At 73.0% G+C, this 24,064-nt stretch carries 23 protein-coding genes; 8 read left to right on the top strand and 15 right to left on the bottom strand.

What is annotated here, in order from left to right; genetic code table 11:
• Nucleotides 1–7: 7 nt before the first annotated feature.
• Nucleotides 8–883 carry a diacylglycerol/lipid kinase family protein gene (locus tag AB0I38_RS25170; RefSeq protein WP_358472068.1) on the bottom strand — a complete coding sequence of 292 codons (876 nt, stop codon included), beginning with the start codon at nucleotides 881–883 and terminating at the stop codon, nucleotides 8–10.
• A gap of 94 nt (nucleotides 884–977) precedes the next feature.
• Between AB0I38_RS25170 and AB0I38_RS25165 the strand changes: the two genes are divergently transcribed.
• Together AB0I38_RS25165 and AB0I38_RS25160 are read left to right on the top strand one after the other, a co-directional pair.
• Nucleotides 978–1,727: a phosphatase PAP2 family protein gene (locus AB0I38_RS25165; protein ID WP_358472067.1), complete on the top strand. Its 750-nt coding sequence runs from the start codon at nucleotides 978–980 to the stop codon at nucleotides 1,725–1,727.
• Nucleotides 1,714–2,421, top strand: a complete 708-nt coding sequence (locus tag AB0I38_RS25160) for a phosphatase PAP2 family protein (RefSeq protein WP_358472065.1) — start codon at nucleotides 1,714–1,716, stop codon at nucleotides 2,419–2,421. Before AB0I38_RS25165 ends, AB0I38_RS25160 begins: the two co-directional genes overlap by 14 nt.
• Before the next feature lie 190 nt (nucleotides 2,422–2,611).
• Here the strand turns inward: AB0I38_RS25160 and AB0I38_RS25155 are convergent, their stop codons facing one another.
• Entirely contained in the window at nucleotides 2,612–3,928 is a 1,317-nt protein-coding gene (locus tag AB0I38_RS25155) for a wax ester/triacylglycerol synthase domain-containing protein (protein WP_358472063.1), read from the bottom strand.
• Nucleotides 3,929–4,168: 240 nt separating this feature from the next.
• On the opposite strand from AB0I38_RS25155, the gene AB0I38_RS25150 reads away from it, so the two are divergent.
• Nucleotides 4,169–5,827 (top strand): AMP-binding protein, encoded by a 1,659-nt coding sequence (locus AB0I38_RS25150; RefSeq protein WP_358472061.1) that lies wholly within the window; start codon nucleotides 4,169–4,171, stop codon nucleotides 5,825–5,827.
• A 55-nt stretch (nucleotides 5,828–5,882) separates the two neighbouring features.
• On the opposite strand, the gene AB0I38_RS25145 is transcribed toward AB0I38_RS25150, so the two are convergent.
• The 3 genes from AB0I38_RS25145 to AB0I38_RS25135 are packed head-to-tail and all read right to left on the bottom strand — an operon-like array spanning nucleotide 5,883 to nucleotide 8,498.
• On the bottom strand, nucleotides 5,883–7,040 hold the full coding sequence (locus AB0I38_RS25145) for an acetyl-CoA C-acetyltransferase (protein ID WP_358472059.1): 1,158 nt from the start codon (nucleotides 7,038–7,040) through the stop codon (nucleotides 5,883–5,885).
• Nucleotides 7,041–7,050: 10 nt separating this feature from the next.
• Nucleotides 7,051–7,668 carry a TetR/AcrR family transcriptional regulator gene (locus AB0I38_RS25140; protein WP_358472057.1) on the bottom strand — a complete coding sequence of 206 codons (618 nt, stop codon included), beginning with the start codon at nucleotides 7,666–7,668 and terminating at the stop codon, nucleotides 7,051–7,053.
• A 14-nt stretch (nucleotides 7,669–7,682) separates the two neighbouring features.
• Nucleotides 7,683–8,498, bottom strand: coding sequence for an SDR family oxidoreductase (locus AB0I38_RS25135; protein ID WP_358472055.1), 816 nt, complete (start codon nucleotides 8,496–8,498; stop codon nucleotides 7,683–7,685).
• Between the two features lie 46 nt (nucleotides 8,499–8,544).
• On the opposite strand from AB0I38_RS25135, the gene AB0I38_RS25130 reads away from it, so the two are divergent.
• Genes AB0I38_RS25130 through AB0I38_RS25120 form a run of 3 tightly spaced genes read left to right on the top strand, consistent with a single transcriptional unit; the run spans nucleotide 8,545 to nucleotide 11,580 of the window.
• Nucleotides 8,545–9,384, top strand: coding sequence for an enoyl-CoA hydratase (locus tag AB0I38_RS25130; protein WP_358472053.1), 840 nt, complete (start codon nucleotides 8,545–8,547; stop codon nucleotides 9,382–9,384).
• Complete coding sequence (locus tag AB0I38_RS25125) at nucleotides 9,374–10,504, top strand: acyl-CoA dehydrogenase family protein (RefSeq protein WP_358472052.1); 1,131 nt, start codon at nucleotides 9,374–9,376, stop codon at nucleotides 10,502–10,504. The genes AB0I38_RS25130 and AB0I38_RS25125 overlap by 11 nt, the downstream gene beginning before the upstream one ends.
• The gene (locus AB0I38_RS25120) at nucleotides 10,501–11,580 is read left to right on the top strand and encodes an acyl-CoA dehydrogenase family protein (RefSeq protein WP_358472050.1); all 1,080 of its coding nucleotides are present in this window, start codon (nucleotides 10,501–10,503) and stop codon (nucleotides 11,578–11,580) included. Before AB0I38_RS25125 ends, AB0I38_RS25120 begins: the two co-directional genes overlap by 4 nt.
• A gap of 73 nt (nucleotides 11,581–11,653) precedes the next feature.
• On the opposite strand, the gene AB0I38_RS25115 is transcribed toward AB0I38_RS25120, so the two are convergent.
• The 4 genes from AB0I38_RS25115 to AB0I38_RS25100 all read right to left on the bottom strand — a co-directional run bounded on the left by AB0I38_RS25115 (nucleotide 11,654) and on the right by AB0I38_RS25100 (nucleotide 15,079).
• Nucleotides 11,654–12,646 (bottom strand): NAD(P)H-dependent flavin oxidoreductase, encoded by a 993-nt coding sequence (locus AB0I38_RS25115; protein WP_436838780.1) that lies wholly within the window; start codon nucleotides 12,644–12,646, stop codon nucleotides 11,654–11,656.
• Nucleotides 12,647–12,714: 68 nt separating this feature from the next.
• Entirely contained in the window at nucleotides 12,715–13,467 is a 753-nt protein-coding gene (locus AB0I38_RS25110) for a CoA-transferase subunit beta (protein WP_358472046.1), read from the bottom strand.
• Nucleotides 13,464–14,330, bottom strand: coding sequence for a CoA transferase subunit A (locus tag AB0I38_RS25105; RefSeq protein WP_358472044.1), 867 nt, complete (start codon nucleotides 14,328–14,330; stop codon nucleotides 13,464–13,466). Before AB0I38_RS25105 ends, AB0I38_RS25110 begins: the two co-directional genes overlap by 4 nt.
• Entirely contained in the window at nucleotides 14,330–15,079 is a 750-nt protein-coding gene (locus AB0I38_RS25100) for an enoyl-CoA hydratase family protein (RefSeq protein ID WP_358472042.1), read from the bottom strand. The genes AB0I38_RS25105 and AB0I38_RS25100 overlap by 1 nt, the downstream gene beginning before the upstream one ends.
• 194 nt (nucleotides 15,080–15,273) lie before the next feature.
• On the opposite strand from AB0I38_RS25100, the gene AB0I38_RS25095 reads away from it, so the two are divergent.
• Nucleotides 15,274–16,176 (top strand): SDR family oxidoreductase, encoded by a 903-nt coding sequence (locus tag AB0I38_RS25095; protein WP_358472040.1) that lies wholly within the window; start codon nucleotides 15,274–15,276, stop codon nucleotides 16,174–16,176.
• A 24-nt stretch (nucleotides 16,177–16,200) separates the two neighbouring features.
• Here AB0I38_RS25095 and AB0I38_RS25090 read toward each other — a convergent pair whose 3' ends face one another.
• Nucleotides 16,201–17,796, bottom strand: coding sequence for a FadD3 family acyl-CoA ligase (locus AB0I38_RS25090; RefSeq protein ID WP_358472039.1), 1,596 nt, complete (start codon nucleotides 17,794–17,796; stop codon nucleotides 16,201–16,203).
• A gap of 227 nt (nucleotides 17,797–18,023) precedes the next feature.
• Here AB0I38_RS25090 and AB0I38_RS25085 point away from each other — a divergent pair, with 227 nt between their 5' ends.
• Nucleotides 18,024–18,791 carry an SDR family oxidoreductase gene (locus tag AB0I38_RS25085; RefSeq protein ID WP_358472037.1) on the top strand — a complete coding sequence of 256 codons (768 nt, stop codon included), beginning with the start codon at nucleotides 18,024–18,026 and terminating at the stop codon, nucleotides 18,789–18,791.
• Between the two features lie 91 nt (nucleotides 18,792–18,882).
• Here the strand turns inward: AB0I38_RS25085 and AB0I38_RS25080 are convergent, their stop codons facing one another.
• From AB0I38_RS25080 to AB0I38_RS25060, 5 genes are read right to left on the bottom strand one after another with little or no spacing between them, the layout of a single operon-like run.
• Nucleotides 18,883–20,070: a lipid-transfer protein gene (locus AB0I38_RS25080; RefSeq protein ID WP_358472035.1), complete on the bottom strand. Its 1,188-nt coding sequence runs from the start codon at nucleotides 20,068–20,070 to the stop codon at nucleotides 18,883–18,885.
• On the bottom strand, nucleotides 20,067–20,552 hold the full coding sequence (locus tag AB0I38_RS25075; protein ID WP_358472033.1) for a MaoC family dehydratase: 486 nt from the start codon (nucleotides 20,550–20,552) through the stop codon (nucleotides 20,067–20,069). Before AB0I38_RS25075 ends, AB0I38_RS25080 begins: the two co-directional genes overlap by 4 nt.
• Nucleotides 20,549–21,694, bottom strand: a complete 1,146-nt coding sequence (locus AB0I38_RS25070; protein ID WP_358472031.1) for an acyl-CoA dehydrogenase family protein — start codon at nucleotides 21,692–21,694, stop codon at nucleotides 20,549–20,551. Before AB0I38_RS25070 ends, AB0I38_RS25075 begins: the two co-directional genes overlap by 4 nt.
• Complete coding sequence (locus AB0I38_RS25065) at nucleotides 21,694–22,875, bottom strand: bifunctional MaoC family dehydratase N-terminal/OB-fold nucleic acid binding domain-containing protein (RefSeq protein WP_358472029.1); 1,182 nt, start codon at nucleotides 22,873–22,875, stop codon at nucleotides 21,694–21,696. Before AB0I38_RS25065 ends, AB0I38_RS25070 begins: the two co-directional genes overlap by 1 nt.
• On the bottom strand, nucleotides 22,872–24,038 hold the full coding sequence (locus tag AB0I38_RS25060; protein ID WP_358472027.1) for an acyl-CoA dehydrogenase family protein: 1,167 nt from the start codon (nucleotides 24,036–24,038) through the stop codon (nucleotides 22,872–22,874). Before AB0I38_RS25060 ends, AB0I38_RS25065 begins: the two co-directional genes overlap by 4 nt.
• Nucleotides 24,039–24,064: the final 26 nt, after the last annotated feature.

The following is a 24,064-nucleotide window of genomic DNA, read 5'->3' as shown; positions in this document are numbered from 1 at the left end:
GCCGAGGTCAGGGCAGGCAGACGGTCAGCCCGCCCGGCACGGCTCTGGCCTTGAGCCGGTCGGTGGCCTCGCGCTCGCCGCCGTCCAGCTCGTACAGCAGCGGCCTGCCGAAGCGGGCGGAGACCTTGCGGGCACGGGTGATCCGGACCAGCGGCGAGTCCTCGGAGCGGCCGGTGGCCATGCGGCCGAGCACCCGGGCCCACTGGACCGGCCCCTGGGCGGTGGAGACGCCCACCTCCAGCCAGCCGTCGTCGGGCCGGGCGTCGTCGAACGCCTCGATGCCGCCGGCGATCGTGCCCACGTTGCCCAGCAGCAGGCAGCTCGCGTCACCGTCGAACCAGGTCTCCCCGTCGATCTTGATCCGCATCGGCACCAGTGGCCCGCCCACGTGCCGGACGGCCGCCTTGACGTAGCTCATCTTGCCGAGCCGCCGCTTGGCCTGCCCGTCGGCGTCGGCGATCATCTCGGCCTCGAACCCGGCCCCGGCCATCACCGCGAAGTGCTCGCCGTTCACCACCCCGAGGTCCAGCCGCTCGCGCCGGCCCTCGAAGCCGATCCGGACCGCCTCCTCCAGGTCGGCGGGGATGCCGAGGTTGCCGGCGAACAGGTTGCCGGTGCCCGCCGGGAGGATCGCCATCGGCACGCCGGAGCCGGCCAGCACGTCGGAGCACCGCTGCACCATGCCGTCACCGCCCCAGACGAACACCAGCTCGGCGCCCTCCTTCAGCGCCCTGCGAACCTTCTTCGGCGCCTTCCTGCTCTTCGGCACCTCGTACCAGAGCAGGTCACCGACATCCTGCTCACTGATCAGGACGCGCAGCCTGTCCAGGCCCGCGCCGAGCGTCTTCTTACGATGCGCGACGACCGCGATGGTGGGAGACATGCACCGGGACTACCCTCCGCCGCGGCTTTCACCGGATCTTCTTCGGCGTGTCGGATGAGGACTCACCGGCGTCCTTCCGGGTAGCGATGTGCGAATGCGGAACGAGGACCGGTCTTCATCAGACATCAGAGCCGACCGCGGCCTGGGGGTGCGCCTGGGGGTCGCGAGCGTCGCGATCATGCTGGCCATGATCCCGTTCACGCTGCTGCTCGTCGTCGCCAAGATGCCCATGAACCGGCTGGACGCCCAGGTCGCCGAGAACCTGCACGCGTACGCGCTCGACCATCCCGTGATGACCAACGTGCTCATCGTGTGGACCGACCTGTTCGGGCCCTGGCCGTGGCGGATCGCGGTGGCCGTGTACGCCGGCTGGCTGGTCTACAAGGGCGCCCCGAGGCTGGCCCTTTGGGCGGTCACCACGCTGACCGTGGGCGGCCTGCTCGGCCTCGCCCTCAAGGTCATCGTCGCGCGGGCCCGGCCGCACCTGCCCGATCCCGTGGCGCTGGCGCCCGGTGACTCCTTTCCCTCGGGCCACGCGGTGAACGTGACCCTGGGCGTGGGGGTGATCATGCTGCTCGTCCTGCCCTCGCTGCCCCGATGGGGGCGGTACGTCGCCTGGGCTGTCGGCGTCTTCGTGGTGCTCTCGGTCGGCTACACCAGGATCGCCCTCGGCGTGCACTGGGTGAGCGACGTGGCCGCGGGGACCGTGCTGGGCGTGGCCGTGGTGGCCGCCACGGCGGCGGCGTTCGAGACGTGGCGGCGCGAGCAGGGCCGCAGGCCCGCGACACCGCTGACCGAAGGAGTGGAACCCGAATCCGTGAAGGTGACCCATGACCAGAACTGAGCACGCGAAGTACTACGCGCTGGCCGTCGTCTTACCGCTGCTGCTGATGCTCGGCGTGACGTACGGAGTGGGCAGGCTGATCCTCGCGCTGCGCACCGGTGAGGCATCCGCCAACGGCGACCTGGCCGCCGAGCGGACCTCGCTGTGGAACACCCTGACCGACTTCGGCAGCAGCCTGTCCGACACCCCGTACATCGTGGGGTTCACCGCGATCGCCGCGATCGTCTTCAGGCTCGTCCACAAGCGCTGGCGGGAGTCGATCTTCCTGATCGTGGCCGTCTGGAGCCAGTCGCTCGTCTTCCTCGCCACCACCGTGCTCATCCAGCGGAGCCGCCCGCCGGTGCCGCACCTCGACCCCGCCCCGCCCACCTCCAGTTTTCCCTCGGGGCACACCAGCGCCGCCGTGGCCTTCTACTGCGGGCTCGCGCTCGTCCTGACCACGCACCTCCGTAACCGGACGCTCCGGGTGGTGATCTGGACGCTCGGCCTCGCCGCGCCGCTCATGGTCGCCTTCTCCCGCCTGTACCGGGGCATGCACTTCCCCACCGACGTCGCCTGGGGCCTGCTGCTGGGCGCCTTCTGTGTCTTCGTGGCCGCCCGCGCCATCCTGTTCCGCGGCGACGAGGACCGGCTCCCCCGGGCGTCACGCGGCAGGCCCAAGCGGGTCGCCACCGGCCGCGGCACACCCCGATGACCCGCCCGCGGGTGCCGGGAGAGTTCCAAGCCCCACTCTCCCGGCACCCGCGCGGCGACTTCTCGCCCCTTCGACCGGCCTGCGGTCTCAGCGCTCCGGCGGCGGTTCCCGGCCGATCCAGTCGCGCCGGCGCCGTTGGGGCTCCAGCCGGGGAGTCCTTATCCGGACTTCGCCGGCCAGGGCGACCTCGTCAGGCGGCGCCTGAGGCCGTGATGCCGGCGAGCTCATCACTTAGATGGGCGGCGAGTTCGTCCAGGTCGGGGACGCCCTCGGGATCGGCGATGAGAGTGATCGTGACCGTGCCCGCGTAGGACAGGATCTCGAAGGTCACCGTCACGTTGCCGTTCTCGGCGACCGCCACGGGGATCAGCCGGCGGATGGTCGCGCCGGCGAAGGTCAAGGGCTGGTCGGGGCCGCGCACGTTGCTGACCAGGGTGTGGATGCGTCGCTGTCGGCGTAGGTACCAGCGGTAGAGCCCGATCGCCGCCAGCACCCGGAACAGCGGGCCGAACAGGCCGGCCGCGGAGCCGTCGGCGGCCTGCTTCTTGCGCTCCGCGAGCAGGGCGCCGATCTTCACCAGCCGCTCTTCAGGGGGACCGGTGACGGGCAGGCTGGCGATCAACGCGCCGAACCGGTTGCCGAGGTCGGTGGAGGTGGTGGTGCGCCGGACCGACACCGGCACCGAGACCGTCAGCGCTCCGACGTGCTCGCCACGCCGTTCCAGCAGTCTGCGGAGCGCTCCGGTGACAGCCGTCAGTAGAGCGTCGTTCACGGTGCAACCGTGACGATGCGCCGCGGCTCGCACCGCCGCCAGGTCGGCTCGTACGAGGGCGAACGTGCGCCGCGCGCCGGTCGGCCGCAGCAACGAGCAGCGGGCGGTGGGCTCCGGCCACATCCCGCCCGTCGCGGCGGTGGCGGCCTTGGCGCCCCGCCAGAAAGGCCGCATCCGGCCGAGGGCCCGCAGGCGTTCGGCGAGGGCGTCGGCGGCGAGGCGCTGTAAGGGCGGCGGGCGCTGGGGGAAGCCCGCAGGAGCGGGCCGTGCGGACTCGTCGACGAGCGCCGCGAGCACGGCGAGTCCGCCGATCCCGTCGGCCAGCACGTGGTCGAGGGCCACGATCAACGCGACCGCGCCATCGTTCAGCCCCGTGACGAAGATCGCCGTCCACCGCGAGGGCGGCAGGGGGCCGGTCAGTACGGCGGCGGCCATGTCCAGCAACGCCCGCTCGTCCCCCGGCGAGGGGCAGGTGAGCTGCCGCACGTGCAGCCGGATGTCGAATCCGGGGTCGTCCACCCACACCGGCCGGCCGCAGCCCAGGGGCACGGACACCAGTCGCTGCCTCAGCCGCGGCACGGACCGGATCCGGTCGGCGAGCACCGCCGTCGCCTCTGCCACCTCGAACTCCGGTCCCGTCTCCAGCATGAGGACCGCGCCGGCTCGCTGGGACATCGACGTGCCCACCCCCATGGCCAGAATGGCCATGTCCGATGCGCTGGCGCGGTCGATCATCAGCCCTCTCCTCCGACGGCATGGGCTCGCTCGCGAGCGGGGATGGTTCTCATCCCGTGTCCAGCATCGGGCTCCCGCCTCGGGGGGCGGCAGTGCCGTAGGTCTTCGAAGCGAGGGGACCTTCGTCCCGGTGTCGACGCGCGTCCCGGTGAGCGGGATCGCGGTCGAGAAGGCCGGAGCCGGCTTGCTCTGCTGTCCAGCGAGGCGGCGGTGTGCGCCCCGTACCACGAGGAGAGGACCGTGCCAGAGGTGAGCAGCCGTGAGGATTCCGTGGGCGCGCTGACGGACGACCGTCCGGCGAGCCAGGTCACGTTCGCGGAGCTGATCGAGGCGCGGGCGGAGGACGACCGGGCCGGGCTGAGGTTCGAGGACCGGTGCTGGACCTGGCGGGAGGTCGTGGCGGAGGCGCGGTCGCGGGCCGGGCTCGCCAGCGACCTGCGCCGCCCCGGCCCCTGGCACGTCGGGCTGCTCCTGGACAACACCCCCGAGCACCTGTTCTGGCTGCTCGGGGCGGCGCTGGCCGGGGCGGCCGTCGTCGGGATCAACCCCACCCGCCGGGGCGCCGAGCTGGCCGCCGACATCGACTTCACCGACTGCGGGCTGATCGTCACCGAGCCCGCGCGGCGGCCGCTGCTGGACGGGCTCGACCTGGACCGCCCGGCTGGCCGCGTGCTGGTCACCGGGACCGATGAGTACGCGCGGACGCTCGCTGCCGCCTCTCCCCTGGGCGCCGGCGACCCGCGGCCCGAGCCCGCCACGATCTTCTCGCTGGTCTTCACCTCCGGCACCACCTCCGCGCCCAAGGCGGTGATCTGCAGCCAGGGCCGGATCGGCCGGATCGCCGTGCAGCAGCGGGAGCGCAGGAGCCTCGGCCGCGACGACGTCTTCTACGTCGTGATGCCGATGTTCCACTCGAACGCGATCATGGCCGGCATCGCCCCCGCCGTCAGCTCCGGTGGCTGCGTGGTGCTGCGCCGCAGGTTCTCCGCCTCGGCGTTCCTGCCCGACGTACGCCGCCACGGCGTGACCTTCTTCAACTACGTCGGCAAGCCGTTGCACTACGTCCTGGCCGTGCCGGAACGGGAGGACGACGCCGACAACCCGCTGCGGATCGCGTTCGGCAACGAGGCGTCCGAGCGGGACATCGCGGAGTTCGGCCGGCGGTTCGGCTGCGCCGTGATCGACGCGTACGGCTCCAGCGAGGGCGAGATCCGGATCAGCCGGGTGCCGGGGACGCCGCCCGGCTCGCTCGGGGTGGCCGAGGAGGGCACGGTGGTGGTGAACCCGCAGACGCGACAGGAGTGCCCGCGCGCGGTGTTCGACGAGCACGGCGCGCTGCTCAACGCCGACGAGGCCATCGGGGAGATCGTCAACAAGGCGGGGGCGGCGGTGTTCGAGGGCTACTACCGCAATCCGGAGGCGACGGCGCGGCGGATCCGGGGCGGCTGGTCGTGGTCGGGTGACCTCGCCTACCGCGACGCCGCGGGGTTCTGGTACTTCGCCGGTCGCGACAGCGACTGGCTGCGGGTGGACGGGGAGAACGTCGCCGCCGCGCCGATCGAGCGGCTGCTGTCGCGGTTCGGGGCGTTCGCCGACGTGGCGGTCTACGCGGTGCCGGATCCGGACGTCGGCGACCAGGTGATGGCGGCGGTGGTGCTGGCGGAGGGGCGGGAGTTCGACCCGGGCGCCTTCGGCGCGTTTCTGGCCGGTCAGCCGGATCTCGGCACGAAGTGGCCGCCGCGGTATGTCCGGGTCACCGCCGAGTTGCCGCGCACGGCCACGAGCAAGGTGCTCAGGCGCTCGCTGCGGGAGGCGGGCTGGCACACCGCCGACCCGGTGTTCGTCCGGCCCGGCGCGGCTCTCACCTACAAGCCGCTCGCCCCTGGCGCGACGGCCTGAGGAGGTTGTGCGAGCCGTACGGGCGGGTGGCCCGGACGGCCCGCGTGCGAAGGAGTCAGAGGCGCTCGATGACGGTGACGTTGGCCTGGCCGCCGCCCTCGCACATGGTCTGCAGGCCGTAGCGGCCACCGGTGCGCTCCAGCTCGTGCAGCAGGGTGATCATCAGGCGGGCGCCGGTGGCGCCGAGCGGGTGGCCGAGCGCGATGGCGCCGCCGTTCGGGTTGACCTTCGCCGGGTCGGCCCCGGTCTCCTTCAGCCAGGCCAGCACGACCGAGGCGAACGCCTCGTTGATCTCGACCGCCGCCATGTCGTCGATGGACATGCCGCTCTTCTTCAGCGCGTACGCCGTGGCCGGGATCGGGGCGGACAGCATCCGGATGGGGTCCTCTCCGCGCGCGGACAGGTGGTGGACGCGGGCACGGGGGCGCAGTCCGTGCGCCTTCACCGCGGCCTCGGAGGCGATCAGCAGGGCGGCGGCGCCGTCGGAGATCTGCGAGGCGACGGCGGCGGTGAGCCGGCCGCCCTCCTCCAGGGTCTTCAGTTTCGCCATCTTCTCCAGGGAGGTGTCGCGGCGCGGCCCCTCGTCGGTGGTGACGCCCTCGAACGGCGTGATCTCCCGGTCGAAGCGGCCCTCGTCGATCGCGCGGATGGCGCGCTGGTGCGACTCGAAGGCGAACGCCTCCATGTCCTCGCGGGAGATGTCCCAGTCGTGGGCGATCATCTCGGCGCCGCGGAACTGGGAGACGTCCTGGCCGCCGTAGCGGGCCTGCCAGCCGCGCGAGCCGGCGTACGGCCCCTCGGTGAGGCCGAGCGCGTCGGTGGCGCCGCGCGAGGCGTAGGCGATCGGGATCATCGACATGTTCTGCACGCCGCCGGCCACCACCAGGTCGCTGGTGCCCGACATCACGGCCTGGGCCGCGAAGTGCAGCGCCTGCTGGGAGGAGCCGCACTGCCGGTCGACGGTGACGCCCGGCACCTCCTCGGGCAGCCCTGCGGCCAGCCAGCAGGTGCGGGCGATGTCACCGGCCTGCGGGCCGACCGCGTCGAGGCAGCCGAACACCACGTCCTCCACCGCCGCCGGATCGACTCCGGAGCGGGCCATCAGCTGGGTCAGCGCGTGCGCGCCGAGGTCGGCCGGGTGCACGCCGGAAAGCCCGCCGCCGCGCCTGCCCACAGGGGTGCGCACCGCTTCGACGATGTATGCCTCCGCCATCGGAAACTCCTCAGGTTGTCAGGATCCCTTCCAGGACCATCGCTATGTACTGCCTGGCGATCTCTTCGGCGGGCAGTGGGCCGTCGGTTCGGTACCAGCTCGCGGCCACCCACACGGTGTCGCGGATGAAGCGGTAGATGAGTCCGGTGTCGAGGTCGGCACGCAGGATCCCGTCCGTGACCCCTCGATCCAGCACCGACAGCCACATCTCGCGGAACCGCTGCTGGGAGTCGACCAAGTACGAGAAACGCGGATTTGTCGCCAGATGCTTGGATTCGTTCTGATAGATCACCACGGCCGGCCGGTAGCGCTCGATGCACCGGAACGACTCGGTGATCAGCGCCTCGAACGTCTCCCGGGCGCCCAGGCCGGAGGCGATCACCTTGTCGTAGGCGGACCACATGTCGGCGAGGAAGACGGACAGGATCTCGTCGACCATCGCCTCCTTGGAGTCGAAGTGGTAGTAGAGGCTGCCGCCGAGGATGTCGGCGGCGTCGGCCACCTCGCGAACCGTCGTGGCCGCGTATCCCCGTGACGCGAACACCTCGGCGGCGGTCGCGAGCAGCTCCGCCCGCCGCCCGGCCCGGGCGGCGGCGGTGCTCTGGGAATCTCGGCGTCGTGCGCTCATCGGAAGGCGACCTCTCAGGGATGCTGGCTGGAGACCGAGACGACCTCTCCGGTCATGTAGGAGGAGTAGTCGCTCGCGAGGAAGACGATAACGTTGGCGACCTCCCACGGCTCCGCGTAGCGGCCGAACGCCTCCCTGCCGGTGAGCTCGGTCAGCAACTCCTCGGTCGTGACCTTGGCCAGGTGCGGGTGCATGGCCAGCGAGGGGGCCACCGCGTTGATCCGCACCCCGTACGGCGCGGCCTCGATCGCCGCGCACCGGGTCAGCGCCATGACGCCGGCCTTGGCCGCGGCGTAGTGGGCCTGGCCCTCCTGCGCCCGCCAGCCGATCACCGACGCGTTGTTGACGATCACGCCGCGACCTCGGGGCTGCATGCGCGCCAGCGCGGCCCGGGTGCAGCGCATCGTGCCGCCCAGGGTCACGTCCAGCACCCGGCTCCACTGCTCGTCGGTCATCTCGACGAGCTTGGCCGTGCCACCGAGCCCGGCGTTGTTGACCACCACGTCCACCGGGCCGAACCGCTCCTCGGCGGTCGCGAACAGGTGCTGGACCTGCTCCTCGGAGGTGACGTCGCACGGCACCGCGGTCACCGCGGCGCCGTACTCGCCCTCCAGGACCGCCAGGCTCTCCCCGAGCCGGCGCTCGTGGGCGTCGCTGATCACCACCCGCGCGCCCTCCTCCAGCATGCGGCGGGCGCACGCGCCCCCGATGCCGGTGCCGGCGGCGGCCGTGACCACGGCCACCCGGCCGCGCAGCAGACCGTGACCGGGAACATAGGCCGGCGGACCGGCAGGGACCCGAGCCGGGTCCTCCTCCTCGCTGAGCTTCACGTGGTTTACTCTACCAAATAGTTGTTAGAAAGAATGCGAGGGCCCCATGACCGTGGTGAACTACGAACGGCGCGGACCCGTGGCGGTGGTCACCATGAACCGCCCCGACTACCGCAACGCCCAGAACTCGGCGATGACCTACGCGCTCGACGAGGCCTTCTACCGGGCCGCCGCCGACGACGAGGTCAAGGTGATCGTGCTGGCCGGAGCGGGCAAGCACTTCTCCGCCGGCCACGACATCGGCACCCCCGAGCGCGACGCGCACGTCTCGTTCGAGCGTAAGGCGGGGCTGTGGTGGGACCACGTGGGCAAGGACGGCGCGGAGAGCCGGTTCGCCCGCGAGTCGGAGGTCTACCTCGGGATGTGCCGGCGGTGGCGGGAGATCCCCAAGCCGACGATCGCGATGGTGCAGGGCGCGTGCATCGCGGGCGGGCTCATGCTGGCCTGGGTGTGCGACCTGATCGTCGCCTCGGAGGACGCGTTCTTCGCCGACCCGGTGGTGCGGATGGGCATCCCGGGGGTCGAGTACTTCGCCCACCCGTGGGCGATGCCGCCGCGGATCGCCAAGGAGTTCCTCTACACCGGCGACCGGATGCCCGCGCGGCGCGCGTACGAGGTGGGGATGGTCAACCGGCTGGTGCCCCGTGAGGAACTGGAGGCGCAGACCCTGGCGCTGGCCGAGCGGATCGCGGCCATGCCGCGGATGGGCCTCGCGCTCACCAAGAAGGCGGTCAACCAGGCCGAGGACCTGCAGGGGATGCACGCCGGCATGGACTCCGTCTTCGGCCTGCACCACCTCGCCCACGCGCACAACGCCGAGACCGCCGCCGACTCCCTGGCCGGGATGGACCCCAAGAGCATGAAGGCGGCCGCCGATGGATCTTGACCTGTCGTCCGTGGAACCGTTCCGCGCGGAGGTGCGCGCGTGGCTGCGCGCCCACGTGCCCGCCGCTCCCCTGCCGTCGCTGGAGACCGAGGAGGGCTTCGCCGCCCACCGCGCCTGGGAGCGCGAGCTGCACGCGGCCGGCCTGTCGGTGGTGTCCTGGCCGGAGGAGTACGGCGGCCGGAACGCGACGCCGCTGGAGTGGCTGGTCTTCGAGGAGGAGTACTACGCGGCCGGGGCGCCGGGCCGGGTCGGCCAGAACGGCATCAACCTGCTCGCGCCCACCCTGTTCCAGCACGGCACGCCCGAGCAGCTCGCCCGCGTGCTGCCGCCGATGGCCTCGGGTGAGGTCATCTGGGCGCAGGCCTGGTCGGAGCCGGGCGCGGGCAGCGACCTGGCGTCCCTGCGGGCCACCGCGACCCGGGTCGCCGGCGGCTGGCGGCTGAACGGCCAGAAGACGTGGAGCTCGCGCGCCGCCTTCGCCGACCGCGGCTTCGGCCCGTTCCGCTCCGACCCCGAGGCCGGGCGGCACCACGGCCTGACCTACCTGATGTTCGCGCTGGACGCCGAGGGCCTCACCCGCAGGCCGATCGGCCGGATCGACGGCAAGCCCGCCTTCGCCGAGCTGTTCTTCGACGACGTGTTCGTGCCCGACCACGACGTCATCGGCGAGCCGGGCTCGGGCTGGCGGGTCGCGATGAGCACCACGGGCAACGAGCGCGGGCTCACGCTGCGCAGCCCGGGCCGGTTCCTGGCCGCCGCCGACCGGCTGGTGGAGCTCTGGCACGCGTACGGCGATCCCGCCGACACCGCGCTGCGCGACCGGGTGGCCGACGCGTGGATCAGAGCCCGCGCCTACCGGCTCAAGGGGTTCGAGACGATCTCCCGCACCGAGGACGCCGGTGCGGAGTCCAGCGTCAACAAGATCTTCTGGTCGGAGCTGGACGTGGCGCTGCACGAGACGGCCCTCGACCTGCTCGGCCCGGACGGCGAGCTGGCGGGCGAGTGGCTGGAGGGCTACGTCTTCTCCCTGGCCGGCCCGATCTACGCCGGGACCAACGAGATTCAGCGCAACGTCATCGCCGAGCGCGTGCTCGGCCTGCCGAGAGCGGGGCGGCCGTGAAGTTCATCCTCGACGCCGAGCAGCGGCTGTTCGGCGAGACCTTGGACAAGCTGCTGGCCCAGGCGGGCACGCCCGCCGTGGCCCGCGACTGGGCGGCCGGCCGGCCGGAGCCGGGCCTGGCCCTGTGGCGGTCACTGGCCGAGGCCGGGCTGTTCGCGGTCGCCGTGCCCGAGCGGGCGGGCGGCGCGGGCGTGCTGCCCGTCGAGCTGGTGACCGCGTTCCACGAGCTCGGCAGACACGGCGTGCCCGGCCCCTACGCCGAGACCGTCGCCACCGCGGTGCTGCTCGACCGGCTGTCCATCCTCGCCGAAGGTCCCGCCGAAGGCGCCGCCGCCGTCCGGAGGTCCGGCGCCGCCGAGGGTACGCCCGACGCCCCGTCGTCCTTCCTCGCCGAGGGAACGGCCGAGGCGTGGCTGCCCGGTATCGCCGAAGGCACGGTCGTGGCGTCGCTCGCGCTGCCTCCGCTCGTGCCGTACGCGCTGGACGCGGACGTCGCGAGCGTGGTGCTGACCGTCGAGGGCGACGAGCTGCGGACCGCCGCTCCGGGCCAGGTCCGGGAGTCGCTGGACCCGGCCCGGCGGCTGTCCCCGGTCGTGCCGGGCGACGTGCTGGCCGCGGGTCCCGAGGTGGCGGCGGCCGCCGGGGAGGCACGCGACCTGGGCACGCTGGCCTGCGCCGCCCAGCTCGTCGGCGTCGGGCGCCGGCTGCTGGAGGTGTCGGTGGACTACGCCGGGACCAGGCGGCAGTTCGGGCGGCCGATCGGCGAGTTCCAGGCGGTCAAGCATCATCTGGCGAACGCGCTGGTCGAGCTGGAGTACGCCCGGCCGCTGGTGCACGGCGCGGCCCTCGCGTACGGGTCGCCGGACTTCTCCCGCGAGGTGTCGGCGGCCAAGGCGATGGCGTCGGACGCGGCGTACGGGGCGGCCCGGATCGCGCTGCAGGTGCACGGCGCGATCGGCTACACCGACGAATACGACCCGAGCCTGCTGATCCGCAAGGCCCGGGCGCTGCGCGCGGCCTGGGGCTCCCCCGCCGACCACCGCGCCCGCGTGATGTCGGCCCTCACCGGCCCCTGACCCGACCGGCCGGCCCTGATGTGGGGCCGGCCGGGCGAAGCGTTCGTTCCGTTCGGCCGTGGAGCCGTCGCGGTCAGCTCGCCAGGTTGGCGTCGAGGCCGCGGATCACGCCGGCGGCCTGGGCGACGATCCCGTCGATCAGTTCCGCGCAGGAGGGCAGGTCGTCGATGAGCGCCACGACCTGGCCGGAGGCGAGCACGCCGAGGTCGGGGCGGCCGTCCACCATGGCCGCCTTCAGCAGCATCGGGGTGTTGGCCGCCATCAGGACCTGCGACCAGGTGAGCTCCTTGCCGTGCTTCATGGCCAGCCCGTCGCGGATCATCGCGGGCCACGACATCCCGGAGATCTTCTTGAACCGCGCCGCGTTGCGCACCGCGCGGACCATCCCGGACACCGGGCCCGACCGTTCCAGCCCGTCGACCAGCTTGGTCCGCAGCACCCGATGCGGCATGCCGTCCACCTGGCGGGTGACCACGGTCTCGGACATGCCGAGGTAGGTCCGCTTGACCGCCTCGGGCACCGAGCTGTCGGAGGTGAGCAGGAACCGGGTGCCCATCGCGATGCCCGCGGCGCCGTACGAGAGAGCCGCCGCGAGCCCGCGCCCGTCGAAGAAACCGCCGGCCGCGATGACCGGGATGTCGACGGCGTCGACCACCTGGGGCAGCAGCAGCGTGGTGGCGACCGCGCCGGTGTGGCCGCCGCCCTCGCCGCCCTGCACCAGCACGGCGTCGGCGCCCCAGGCCGCCACCTTCTCGGCGTGCCGCCGCGCGCCGACGGACGGGATCACCACGACCCCGGCGTCCTTCAACTTGGCGATCAGCTCCTGGCGCGGGGCCAGCGCGAACGAGGCGACCTTCACCTGGTTCCGGATCAGCAGGTCGATGCGGCCGGCCGCGTCGGAGGCGTCAGCGCGCAGGTTGACTCCGAACGGGGCGTCGGTGCGGGAGCGAACCTCCTTGATCGCGGCGGCGAGCTCGTCGAGGGTCATGGTGGCCGAGCCGAGGATGCCGAGCCCTCCGGCGGCGGCCACGGCGGAGACGAGCCGCGGGCCCGCCACCCAGCCCATGCCGGTCTGCACCACCGGATGGCGGACGCCGGTGAGCCGGGTCAGCGGCGTGTCCAGACCCTGCCCCGTCACGAGCGGACCTCGCGGTCGCGCAGGGAGCGCGGGTCGAGCACCTCGCGGATCAGGCGCAGCTCCTCGGCGGACGGCTGCCGGGTCTCGGGCACGTCGCCCTCGATGACCGGCTCGAACCCGGTGGCGGCCAGGATCTGCTCGACCTCGACCCCGGGGTGCGCCGAGAGCAGCCGCATCGCCCCGTCGGGGGCGCCGAAGTCGAACACCGCGAGGTCGGTCACCACGCGGCGCAGGTCGTGGAACCGCGCCGCCCCGGCGCCCAGCTCGGCGGCCCGGTCGGTGCCGACTCCGCTGACCACGTCGACCTTCGGCACGAAGACGCGGGCCGAGTGGCGGGGGATCCAGTAGCTGGTCGGGTTGCAGATCGTGTTGCCCGGCGCGCCGCGCACACCCAGGAGCTGCGATTTCGGCCGCGCCCAGTCGCCGACGGCGGAGATGTTGGTGTTGCCGTGCCGGTCGATCTGCGAGGCGCCCATCATCACGTGCCGGCGGCCGTTCTGCACCAGCCACAGGTGCTCACGGAATGGCAGCCACCCCTCGACCGGTCCGGCCGGCGCACCGAACGGCACGGGCTCGGCGGTGAGCAGCGCGCCGCCGTCGGTGGTCAGCAGGCCGGGCTCGAACGTGAGCCGGGCCAGCCGGGCGCCCAGGATCGAGCAGGTGCCCATCGCCGCGGCCAGGATCTCGCCGTCGCCCCGCCACGCCTCGGCGCAGGCCACCACGCAGATCTCCGCTCGGGTCGCGCTCATCGTCCCGCCCCTTCCTGCCGCTGCTCCTCGCGCCACTGCCGTACGGCCTGCCGGTAGGCGTCCTCGTCACCGGACAGGAATCGGTCCTCGAAGGCGGCCCACTCCTTCGGGTCGGCCGCCGAGGCGGCGTAGTGCCGCTGGAACGCCTCGTCCCGGCCGGAGCCGAGGTCGGTGAAGTGGCCGCCGTCCGGTGTCTCCACCACGCCCGTGACGTGCATGCGGCTGACCAGCAACGTCTGCGGCGGGCCGGTCAGCTCTCCGGGGCCCACCATCCGCTCGCAGGACAGGTAGCAGCGGGAGGCGGCCTTGGCGAACAGGTCGTCCATGTAGGGGTCGGGGCCGAGGTAGCGGCCGTTGCCCCGGGTGTCGGCCAGATCGAGGTGCACGAGCGCCGCGTCCATGGTGAGCGCGGGCATCGCGACCAGCTCCTCCTGGTCCTCGTACGGCGAGCGGACGGTGCGCAGGCCGGGGTTGACCCGCATGACGTCGGAGCCGAGCCCGGCCCGCGTCGGCAGGAACGGCAGCCGGTGCGCCCCGGCCAGCAGGCCGAACATGAACATGCCCTCGTCGTACTCGGTGAACTCGATCGCTCCGCTCTGCCGGGCGGCCCGGAAGTGCGGTTCGAGGGCGACGGAGTCGAGCGTCACGAACGGGGCGACGACCCGGCGGACCTTGCCGGCGGCGCACAGCAGGCCCACGTCGGGCCCGCCGTACGAGACGAGGGTCAGGTTCTTGAGCGAGGACCGGTGGATCGCCCGGACCAGGGCCATCGGCTTGCGCCGCGAGCCCCAGCCGCCGATCCCGATCGTCATGCCGCTCTCCAGCGAGCCGACGATCTCCTCCACGGACATCACGGCGCCCATCAGCTGCCCCCTTCGGCGACGAAGGCGTCCCGGTGCCGGTCACCGGCGCCCATCAGGTTGAGCTCGTAGGTGAGGCCCTGCTCGAAGCGGTAGCTGCGCTTGACGTCAACGGGGTCGATGCCGTTGAGGGACTCCTTGGCGCGCCGGATCACGTACGGGTCCTTGTCGGCGATCCGGGCCGCCACCTCCAGCGCGGCGTCGCGCAGCCCGTCGCGGGGCGCGATCTCCAGCACCGAGCCGAACGCGTGCAGCTCGGCGGCCGTGACGTTGCGGCAGGTGTAGACCATCGCGCGCATCAGGTGCTGGGGCACCAGCCGGGCCAGGTGGGTGGCCGCGCCGAGCGCGCCCCGCTCGACCTCGGGCAGCCCGAAGTAGGCGTCGTCGGAGGCCACCACGATGTCGGCGTTGCCGGCCAGGCCGACCCCGCCGCCCAGGCAGAACCCGTGCACGGCGGCGATCACGGGAACCTCGCACTCGTAGACCGCCTCGAAGGCCGCGTAGCACCCCCGGTTGGCCCCGACCAGGGCTTCGAAGCCGCTGGTGGCCTGCATCTCCTTGATGTCGACGCCGGCGTTGAAGCCCCGGCCCTCGGCGCGCAGCACCACCACGCGGGTCCCGGGGTCACGTCCGGCCTCTCGTACGGCGTCGGCCAGGTCGAACCAGCCCCGCACGGTCAGCGCGTTGACCGGCGGCACGTCCATCACGACCTCGGCGATGCCCTCGCCGTGGGTGCTGGTGGAGATTCCCATAAGCTACCTTTCGACCTAACATTTGTTAGAAACTAAGCTAGCAGAGCGGCCCGTTTTCCTCGACGCCGCCCGATTTCTCCGCAAGACCGCACGACCGCAAGACCGCAAGGACCGCACGGCCGCACGCGGCTCGGTGAGCACGCTGCTCCGCAGGACCGCACGTCGCTTCGTAAGACCGCAAGGAGACCCGAGAAATGATCTGCGAAGACCGAGTCGTCATCGTGACCGGCGCCGGGCGCGGCCTCGGCCGCGCGCACGCGCTGGAGTTCGCCCGGCAGGGCGCCCGGGTCGTGGTCAACGACCTCGGGGTCGGCCCCTCCGGCGAGGGCGGGTCGGACGGCCCGGCCCAGATGGTGGCCGAGGAGATCCGCGCGCTGGGCGGCGAGGCGGTGGCCGACCGCTCCGACATCGCCACCGAGGAGGGGGCGCGGCGGCTGGTGGCGAGCGCGCTGGAGCACTTCGGGCGGCTCGACACGCTGGTCAACAACGCCGGGTTCGTCCGCGACCGGATGCTGGTCAACCTGTCCGAGGAGGAGTGGGACGCGGTGACGCGGGTCCACCTGAAGGGGCACTTCCTGCCGCTGAAGCACGCCGGGCTGCACTGGCGGGCCGAGTCCAAGGCCGGCCGGCCGGTGGACGCCCGCGTGATCAACACCTCCTCCGGGGCGGGGCTGCTGGGCAGCGTCGGGCAGGGCAACTACTCGGCCGCCAAGGCGGGCATCGTGGGGCTCACCCTGGTCGCGGCGGCCGAGCTGGGCCGCTACGGCGTGACCGTCAACGCCATCGCGCCCGCCGCCCGCACCCGGATGACCGAGGAGGTCTTCGCGCGGACGATGGCGGCCCCCGAGGAGGGCACGTTCGACGCCATGGCGCCCGAGAACGTGTCGCCGCTGGTCGTCTGGCTCGGCTCCGCCGAGTCCAAAGATGTGACGGGCCGGGTCTTCGAGGTCGAGGGCGGCCGGATCTGCGTGATGGAGGGCTTCCGTCATGGCCCGGCCACCGACAAGGGCGACCGCTGGGAGCCGGCCGAGCTGGGCCCCCGGATCTCCGCCCTCCTCGCCGACGCCACCCCGCCGGAGCCCGTCTACGGCGCCTGACCGAACGCCCCGCGCGCGCCCGCCCTACCGGGACTCTGGGGCGAGGGCGGGCAGACCCGCCTTGTCGATCTTGCCGGCCGCGTTGCGGGGCAGGCGGTCGACGAGGACGACCTCGCGGGGCACCTTGAAGTTGGCCAGCCGGTCCCGGCAGTAGGCGATCAGCGCGTCGGGGGCGAGGTCCGCGCCGGGCCGGGCCGCGACGTACGCTCGGCCCACCTCCCCCATCCGGGCGTCCGGCACGCCGACCACCGCCGCCTCGGCGACGCCCTCGGCGGCGGCCAGCACCTGCTCGACCTCGGCGGGGTAGACGTTGAAGCCGCCCACCACGTACATGTCCTTGGAGCGGCCGGTGATGGTCAGGTTGCCGCGGTCGTCGAGCCGGCCCCGGTCGCCGGTCACCAGCCAGCCGTCCCTGACCGTCGCGGCGGTCGCCTCCTCGTCGTCGAGGTAGCCCAGCATCACGTTGTGGCCCCGGACCAGCACCTCGCCGTCCGCCCCCGTCGGCACAGGCTCGCCCGCGGCGTCCGCCACGCGCACCTCCACGCCCTCGATGGCCCGCCCGGCGCTGCCGGCCACGGTCTCGTCGTCGTCGTCGAGCGAGCAGGCGGTGACCGTGCCGGACGCCTCCGTCAGCCCGTACGCGGTGATGACCTCGGGGAAGAGCTCGGCCCGCATCCGCTGGACCAGGGCGACCGGCACCACCGCCGCACCGGTCACCGCGAGCCGCAGCGACGACAGGTCGTAGCGGTCGCGTTCGGGCGCGTCCAGCATGGTGATGTAAATGGTCGGCGCCCCGGGCAGCACGGTGATCCGCTCGGCCTCGATCAGCCGCATCGTCTCCCCCGCCTCGAACACCGGCTGGAGCACCATCGTGGCGGCCCGCAGCACGCAGGCGAACACCCCGGCCTTGAACCCGAAGGTGTGGAAGAGCGGGTTGACGATCAGGTAGCGGTCGGCGTGGTGCAGCCCGTTGCGCTCGCTCCAGGCCAGGTAGGTGCGGACGTTCTGGCGATGGGTGCACATGACGCCCTTGGGCCGGCCGGTGGTGCCGGAGGTGAACAGGATGTCGGCCACGTCGTCGGGACGCACCGCGGCGGCGCGGGCGACCGCCTCCTCCTCGGGGATGCCGGCCGCCCCGGCCACGAAGTCCGCCCAGGAGGTCGCTCCCGGCCGTGCCCCGTCGTCGTACGTCACCACCGCCGACAGATCGGGCAGCCCGGCCGCGCCGTTCCCCTCGGCCGAAGGGAGGCCGAGCATCGCGAGGTAGGAGTTGCCGAGGAAACCGTCCTCGACGAACAGGAACCGGGCCCGGCTGCGGCCGAGCAGCCAGCGCGCCTCCTCACCCTTGTACCTGGTGTTGATCGGCACCACGACCGCGCCGACGCTCATCGCGCCCAGCGCGGTGATGATCCAGGGCAGGCCGTTCGGCGCCCAGATCGCGACGCGGTCCCCCGGCCGGGCGCCGAGCGCGAGGAACCCACGGGCCGCCTCGCGCACCCGGTCCAGCAGCCGCCCATAGGTCAGCCGGGACGCGCCGTCCACCACCGCCTCGGTGCCGGGGAACTCGCGGGCCGCCCGCGCAAGGACGCCGGGAATCGTCAGTGCCTCGTTGTCGCTCACAACATCCCTGCCTTCTCAGTCCGGACGCGGCCCGTCGCGGCGGCGTCGGTGTCGCGCCACGCGTGCGTCACGGCCCCATGGTGGCAAGTGACCGGGGCTTGATGGAACAGCCGTCCCGCTGGCCGGTATCCGCTCCCCGCGTCCGGCCGTGCGGCCCGTACCCTCCGAGGGATCGTCCGGGGATCGTTCGGGTGGACGGTGCGAGTGGACTGTGCGGGAGGACTTCGGTGGATGTGACGCTGGACTTCGGCGGCCGGGCGGTGCTGGTCACCGGCGGCACCAAGGGCATCGGCTTCGAGATCGCGCGGGCGTTCCTCGCCGCGGGGGCCGACGTGGTGGTGTGCGGCCGCGGCGAGCCGGAGACGCTGCCGAGCGCGGGCGGCAGGACGGCCCGGTTCGTCGCGGCCGACGTCCGCGACGCGGGCGCCGCCGTCCAGTTGGTGGAGCGTACGGTCGAGCTGCTCGGACGGCTCGACGTGCTGGTCAACAACGCCGGAGGCTCCCCCGACGCCGACGCCGCGACGGTCTCGCCGAGGTTCGTCGCCCGGATCGTGGACCTGAACCTGCTCGCCCCCTTCTACGTGGCCCAGCCCGCCAACCTGGTCATGCGCGCCCAGGAGACGGGCGGCTCGATCATCAACATCGGCAGCGTCTCCGGCGTGGACCCCCAGCCGGGCACCGCCGCCTACTCTGCCGCCAAGGCCGGCCTGCTCATGCTCACCAAGGCGCTGGCGCTGGAGTGGTCGCCGAAGGTGCGGGTCAACCACATCACCACCGGCCTGACCCGTACGGAGGCGGCGGCGGCGGTCTACGGCGAGGACGGTGGCGCGGCGGTCGCCGCGGTCGTCCCGATGAAGCGGATGGCGGTGCCGGCCGACGTCGCCGGTGCCTGCCTCTACCTGGCCAGCGATCTCGCGTCCTACGTGACGGGCGCGGACCTCGCGGTGCACGGCGGAGGCGAGTTCCCGGCCCGCTACACGGCCACGCGGACCTGACCGGGCCGCCCGCCTCGCGCGGCTCGACCGTCCGCGCGGCTCGACCGTCCGCGCGGCTCGACCGTCCGCGCGGCTCGACCGTCCGCGCGGCTCAGCCGTCCGCGCCCAGGACGAGGCCGCTGGTGGGTACGCCGGTGCCCGCCGTGACCATCACGTGGCTCACCCCCTCCGGCTGGTTGACCGAGGTGCCGCGGACCAGCCGGACGGCCTCGGCGACGCCGTTCATGCCGTGCAGGTACGCCTCGCCGAGCTGACCGCCGTGCGTGTTGAACGGCAGCCGCCCGCCCAGTTCGAGGTGGCCGTCGGCGACGAAGTCCCTGGCCTCTCCCCTGCCGCAGAAGCCGAGCTCCTCCAGTTGCGGGAGCACCAGCGGCGTGAAGTGGTCGTACAGGATGGCCGCGTCCATGTCGCCAGGGCCGAGGCCGCTCTGCCCGTACAATTGCCGGCCCACCAGCCCCATCTCCGGGATGCCGCTGATCGTGGGGCGGTAGTAGCTGGTCATCATGTGCTGGTCGGCGCCCGAGCCCTGGGCGGCGGCGCGGATGACGGCGGGCGGGTGCCGCAGGTCGCGGGCCCGCTCGGCCGAGACCACGACCAGCGCCTGCCCGCCGTCGGTCTCCTGGCAGCAGTCCAGCAGGCGCAGCGGCTCGGCGATCCAGCGCGACGCCTGGTGCTCCTCCAGGATGATGGGCCGCTGGTAGAACCAGGCCGCCGGGTTGGTGGCGGCGTGCCGGCGGTCCACGACCGCGACCCGGCCGAAGTCCTCGCTGGTGGCGCCGTACTCGTGCATGTAGCGCCGGGCGAACATGGCGACCCACTGCGCCGGCGTCGCCAGGCCGAACGGCGTCATCCAGGAGTAGGCGGCGCGGTCGGCGCTGGTGTCCATCGGCCGGTCCGCCTGGCCGAGGCCGTAACGCTCGCCCGAGCGCTCGTTGAACGCCCGGTAGCAGACGACGACCTCGGCGACGCCGGTCGCGACGGCCATGGCCGCCTGCTGGAGCGTGCCGCAGGCCGCGCCGCCGCCGTGACCGATGCGGGAGAAGAAGGTCAGCTCGCCGATCCCGGTGTTGCGGGCGATGTGGATCTCGGAGCTGCTGTCGGCGGTGAACGTGACCATCCCGTCGACGTCGGACGGCTTCAGCCCGGCGTCGGCGACGGCGGCGAGCACGGCCTCGCAGGCGAGCCGCAGCTCGCTGCGGCCGGAGTTCTTGGAGAACTCCGTGGCGCCGATACCCGCGACGGCCGCGGCGCCGCTGAGCGGATGGGGGCGGCTGCTCATGTCCCCTTCTTCGGGTCTGCGGCCTTGAGATCTGCGGCCTTCGGGTCTGCGGCTTTCGGGTCTGCGGCCGGCAACCGTACGGCGACGGTGCCGGAGACGTGGACGCCCCGGTCGTTCACGCCGCGTACGGCGATCTCGACCCGGTGGTCCTCGTCGTGCTTGGCGGTGACGGCGCCGGTCAGCACCATCGTGTCGCCGGGGTAGTTGGGCGCGCCGAGCCTGATCCTGATCGCCTTGACGGTGGCGGCGGGACCCGCCCATTCGGTGACATAGCGGTCGACCAGGCCGTTGGTGGTCAGGATGTTCATGAAGACGTCCTCGGAGCCCCGCTCGACGGCCAGGCCGGGGTCGTGGTGGACGTCCTGGTAGTCGCGGCTGGCGATGGCGGTAGCGACGATCAGGGTGCGGGTCAGCGGGATCGCCAGCTCCGGGAGCGGGTCGCCCACCGCCACCTCCCCGTACGTCCTGGAGGTCGGGTTCACGGCGTCACCGGACCGGTGGCGAGTACGCCGCCGAGGCGGGCCAGGTCGGCGCTCGGCCCGCCCAGGGTCCCGGCGATCTGCCTGGCCCACAGGAAGTGCCGGTGCACGGGGTACTCGACGTCGACGCCGATGCCGCCGTGCACGTGCTGCACCCGGTGGGCCACGGTCAGCCCGGCGTCGCCGGCCCACCACTTCGCGACCAGCACGGCGGCCGGCGCGGGGCCCTCCTCCAGCGCGGTCACGGCCTGCCAGAGGCACACCCGCAGGGCGTCGATGTCGATGTAGCAGTCGGCGAGTTGGTGCTGCACCGCCTGGAAGCCGCCCAGCGGGCGGCCGAACTGCCTGCGTTCGGTGAGGTAGGTCACGGCGTGCCGTAGCGCGCCCTGAGTGACGCCGAGTTGGAGGGCCGCCAGGGCGACGGCGGCGTGTTCGAGGGTCCAGGCGAGGGCTCCGCCGCCGGGCGTCCCGACCGCCTGCGCGGGCGCGCCGGTCAGGGTGAGGTTGCCGGCCAGGTCATGCGTGGTGGTCTCGGCCTGTTCCCAGACGACGCCCTCGGCGCCGGAGTCGACCAGGAACAGCCCCGGCCCGTGCTCGGTGGCGGCCGAGACCAGCACGTGGCTCGCGCCGAACGGCGACGGGACCACGGCCTTCGTCCCGGTCAGCCGCCACCCACCACCGCCTTGACCGGCGGCGTCCCGGTCGGCCTGACCGGCGTCGTCCCGGTGGGCGGCGCAGGTGGGGTGGGCCGGGTCGGCGGGGCCGAACTCCTCCAGCGCGAGAGTGAGCCGGAAGGCGCCGTCCACCGCACCGGGCAGCAGGGTCGCGCGCTGCGCGGGCGTGCCGTGCCCGGCGATCGCGAGGGCCGCGACGGCGGCCGACCATAGCGGGACCGGCGCCACGAACCGGCCCTGCTCCTCCAGCAGGACGCAGAGCCCGGCCAGGCCGAGCCCGGCCCCGCCCGCCTCCTCCGGCGCCGCGATGCCGAGCAGGCCCGCCTTGCCCAGTTCCGTCCACAGCGCCTCGTCGAGGTGGCTCTCGGAGCTCTCGGCGGCACGGACCCGATCGGTGGTGGCGCGGTCGGTGAAGATCTCGTGCGCCAGAGCGCGAACCTCTTCGAGCTCTTCGTCCAGGGTGAAGTCCATCAGTGTTGTTGCTCCTCCTGCGCGAACGGCCGGAACACGGGAAGTGAGAGGCCAGGGTCCGCGTCGAGCCAGTCGAGCGTGACCGGCATGTCGATCTCGACCTCGTCCGGGGTGACGCCGGCCAGGTTGGTGATGAGCCGGGTGCCTTCCGCGAGCTCCACGACCGCGACGACCAGCGGGTACTCGAACGCCGGATGGCGTGGGTGGTGGCTGACCACGAAGCTGTGGACGTGCCCGTGGCCGGACGCCTCCACGGTGTCCCAGTCGAACGAGCCGCACTCCGGGCAGCAGGGTCCGGGTGGATGGCGCAGCGCCCCGCATCCGGCGCAGCGCTGGATGACCAGCCGGTGCTCGCGCGCCGCCTCGAACCAGAACGCGTTGTCCCGGTTCACCGCCGGCCGCGGCCTGAGCACCTCCGGCTCGTCCGCCCGCGAACCGCCCGTGTCCGAAGACGCGCCCGCCTGTGTGGTGGCCGCCCGTGAGGTGGCCGTGTCCGAGGGCGTGGCCTGCGCTGTCTCCGGGGTGTCCGCCGGAGGTGGCGGCGTGGGGCGCTTTAGGGGGCGGAAGCGCAGGGTGCGCCAGCGTTGCACCGCGACCGTCTCGCCGTTCTGGTCCGTATAGGTCCGTACGGTGGTCACGAACCGGCCGGGGCCGAGGGCGGTGACCTTCTCGGGGGAGATCGACTCGACGATCTCCCGCACGCTGACGTGGTCGCCGGGCACCAGCTCGCGGTGGAACTCGAACTCCGAGTCGGTCGCCACGACCGAGGTGTAGCCGCCCTCGCCGAGCAGGGCGCCGAGTTCCTCGGAGCCCGGGCCGCCGCTCCGGCCCGCCACGGTGGCGGCGTACCCGCGCATCGTCCATGCCTGCGTCATCGACGCGGGCGCGACGATCCCCGGCCGGCCGGTCGCGCGCGCGGCCGTCTCGTCCCGGTAGACGGGGTTGCCGTCGCCCATGGCCTCGGCCCAGTGCCGGATCATCGGCGCGTTGACCGGGTCGGGACCGGGCCTGGGCGGCACGATCTCGCGGCCGGCGAAGGCCAGCAGCCGCTCCTCGTACCCGTCAACGGCCACCGGCCCGGACGAGCTGACGTCGTCGACCACCTGCTCGGACGCGCTGCCGCCACCGGCCGCCGCCCCGGGCGTGCCGCGGTCGTCGCTCACCGGCTGGGGCGCGCTCATACGCCACGTCCCATCCGGGGCAGGCCGAGCCCCTGGGTGGCGACCATGTCGCGCAGGACCTCGTTCACGCCGCCGCCGAAGGTGTTGACGATCCCCTGCCGGGACAACTGCTCGATCTGGCCGGCGAGCACGGCGCCCGGCGAGCCGGGCCGGATCCGGCCGGCCGCGCCGAGGATCTGCGACAGCGTCCGCTGCACGTCGATGTGCGTCTCGGTGCCGTAGACCTTGGCCGCGCCCGCGTCGGCGCCGGACAGCGCGTCGCGCGCGACGGCCGCGGTCATCTTCCAGTTCATCAGCCGCATCGCCTCCAGCCGCGCGTACGTGCGCGCGAGATCGCGCCGCACCCAGGGCAGCTCGAGGGCGCCGTTGTCGCGGGCCCAGTCGAGAACCTGCTCCCAGAGCTGGATCATCCGGCCGCCGAGCGCGGCCAGGCCGACCCGCTCGTGGTTGAGCTGGTGGGTGATGAGTTTCCAGCCGCCGTTCACCTCGCCGACGAGGTTGCCCGCCGGCACCCGTACGCCGCCGTAGTAGGTGGCCGTGACGACCATGCCGCCGACGCACTGGATGGGGCTCCAGGAGAATCCGGGGGCGTCGGTGGGGACGATCAGGATCGAGATGCCCCGGTGCTTGGGCGCGTCCTGGTCGGTACGGCAGGCCAGCCACACGTAGTCGGCGGTGTTGGCGCCGCTGGTGAAGATCTTGCTGCCGTCGATGACCCACTCGTCGCCGTCCCTGACCGCGCGGGTGGTGAGGGAGGCCAGGTCGGTCCCGGCGTCCGGCTCGGTGTAGCCGATGGCGAAGACGATGTCGCCGGACAGCATGCCGGGCAGGAACCTGTCGCGCTGCTCGGCCGAGCCGTGGCTCATCAGGGTCGGGCCTACGGTGTTGACGGTGACGAACGGAAAGGGCAGCCCGGCCCGCTGGACCTCGTCGAAGAAGACGTACTGATCCTCGATCGAGCGGCCCTGCCCGCCGTACTCGGCCGGCCAGCCGATGCCGAGCCAGCCGTCGGCACCGAGGCGGCTGGCCACCTCGCGGAAGCGGGGACCTCCCACGCCCTCCTCACCGGCCCGGCGCCGCTCGTCCTCGGTCAGCAGGCCCGCGAAGTACTCCCGCAGCTCGGTGCGCAGCCGCCGTTGCGCGGGGGTCTCGCGCAGATCCATGTTCTGTTCTCCTCCTGAGTTCGCCA

The organism is Nonomuraea cavernae (assembly GCF_040655715.1).
GTDB lineage: Bacteria > Actinomycetota > Actinomycetes > Streptosporangiales > Streptosporangiaceae > Nonomuraea > Nonomuraea cavernae_A.
This window is presented reverse-complemented; position numbering and strand designations above follow the sequence as displayed.

What these genes read in the sequence shown, in the direction of transcription:
- AB0I38_RS25170 (WP_358472068.1), bottom strand. Translation starts at nt 883, where the DNA reads ATGTCTCCCACCATCGCGGTCGTCGCGCATCGTAAGAAGACGCTCGGC.
- AB0I38_RS25165 (WP_358472067.1), top strand. Translation starts at nt 978, where the DNA reads ATGCGGAACGAGGACCGGTCTTCATCAGACATCAGAGCCGACCGCGGC.
- AB0I38_RS25160 (WP_358472065.1), top strand. Translation starts at nt 1,714, where the DNA reads ATGACCAGAACTGAGCACGCGAAGTACTACGCGCTGGCCGTCGTCTTA.
- AB0I38_RS25155 (WP_358472063.1), bottom strand. Translation starts at nt 3,928, where the DNA reads ATGATCGACCGCGCCAGCGCATCGGACATGGCCATTCTGGCCATGGGG.
- AB0I38_RS25145 (WP_358472059.1), bottom strand. Translation starts at nt 7,040, where the DNA reads ATGGCGGAGGCATACATCGTCGAAGCGGTGCGCACCCCTGTGGGCAGG.
- AB0I38_RS25140 (WP_358472057.1), bottom strand. Translation starts at nt 7,668, where the DNA reads ATGAGCGCACGACGCCGAGATTCCCAGAGCACCGCCGCCGCCCGGGCC.
- AB0I38_RS25130 (WP_358472053.1), top strand. Translation starts at nt 8,545, where the DNA reads ATGACCGTGGTGAACTACGAACGGCGCGGACCCGTGGCGGTGGTCACC.
- AB0I38_RS25125 (WP_358472052.1), top strand. Translation starts at nt 9,374, where the DNA reads ATGGATCTTGACCTGTCGTCCGTGGAACCGTTCCGCGCGGAGGTGCGC.
- AB0I38_RS25115 (WP_436838780.1), bottom strand. Translation starts at nt 12,646, where the DNA reads ATGGGCTGGGTGGCGGGCCCGCGGCTCGTCTCCGCCGTGGCCGCCGCC.
- AB0I38_RS25110 (WP_358472046.1), bottom strand. Translation starts at nt 13,467, where the DNA reads ATGAGCGCGACCCGAGCGGAGATCTGCGTGGTGGCCTGCGCCGAGGCG.
- AB0I38_RS25105 (WP_358472044.1), bottom strand. Translation starts at nt 14,330, where the DNA reads ATGGGCGCCGTGATGTCCGTGGAGGAGATCGTCGGCTCGCTGGAGAGC.
- AB0I38_RS25100 (WP_358472042.1), bottom strand. Translation starts at nt 15,079, where the DNA reads ATGGGAATCTCCACCAGCACCCACGGCGAGGGCATCGCCGAGGTCGTG.
- AB0I38_RS25095 (WP_358472040.1), top strand. Translation starts at nt 15,274, where the DNA reads ATGATCTGCGAAGACCGAGTCGTCATCGTGACCGGCGCCGGGCGCGGC.
- AB0I38_RS25080 (WP_358472035.1), bottom strand. Translation starts at nt 20,070, where the DNA reads ATGAGCAGCCGCCCCCATCCGCTCAGCGGCGCCGCGGCCGTCGCGGGT.
- AB0I38_RS25070 (WP_358472031.1), bottom strand. Translation starts at nt 21,694, where the DNA reads ATGGACTTCACCCTGGACGAAGAGCTCGAAGAGGTTCGCGCTCTGGCG.
- AB0I38_RS25065 (WP_358472029.1), bottom strand. Translation starts at nt 22,875, where the DNA reads ATGAGCGCGCCCCAGCCGGTGAGCGACGACCGCGGCACGCCCGGGGCG.
- AB0I38_RS25060 (WP_358472027.1), bottom strand. Translation starts at nt 24,038, where the DNA reads ATGGATCTGCGCGAGACCCCCGCGCAACGGCGGCTGCGCACCGAGCTG.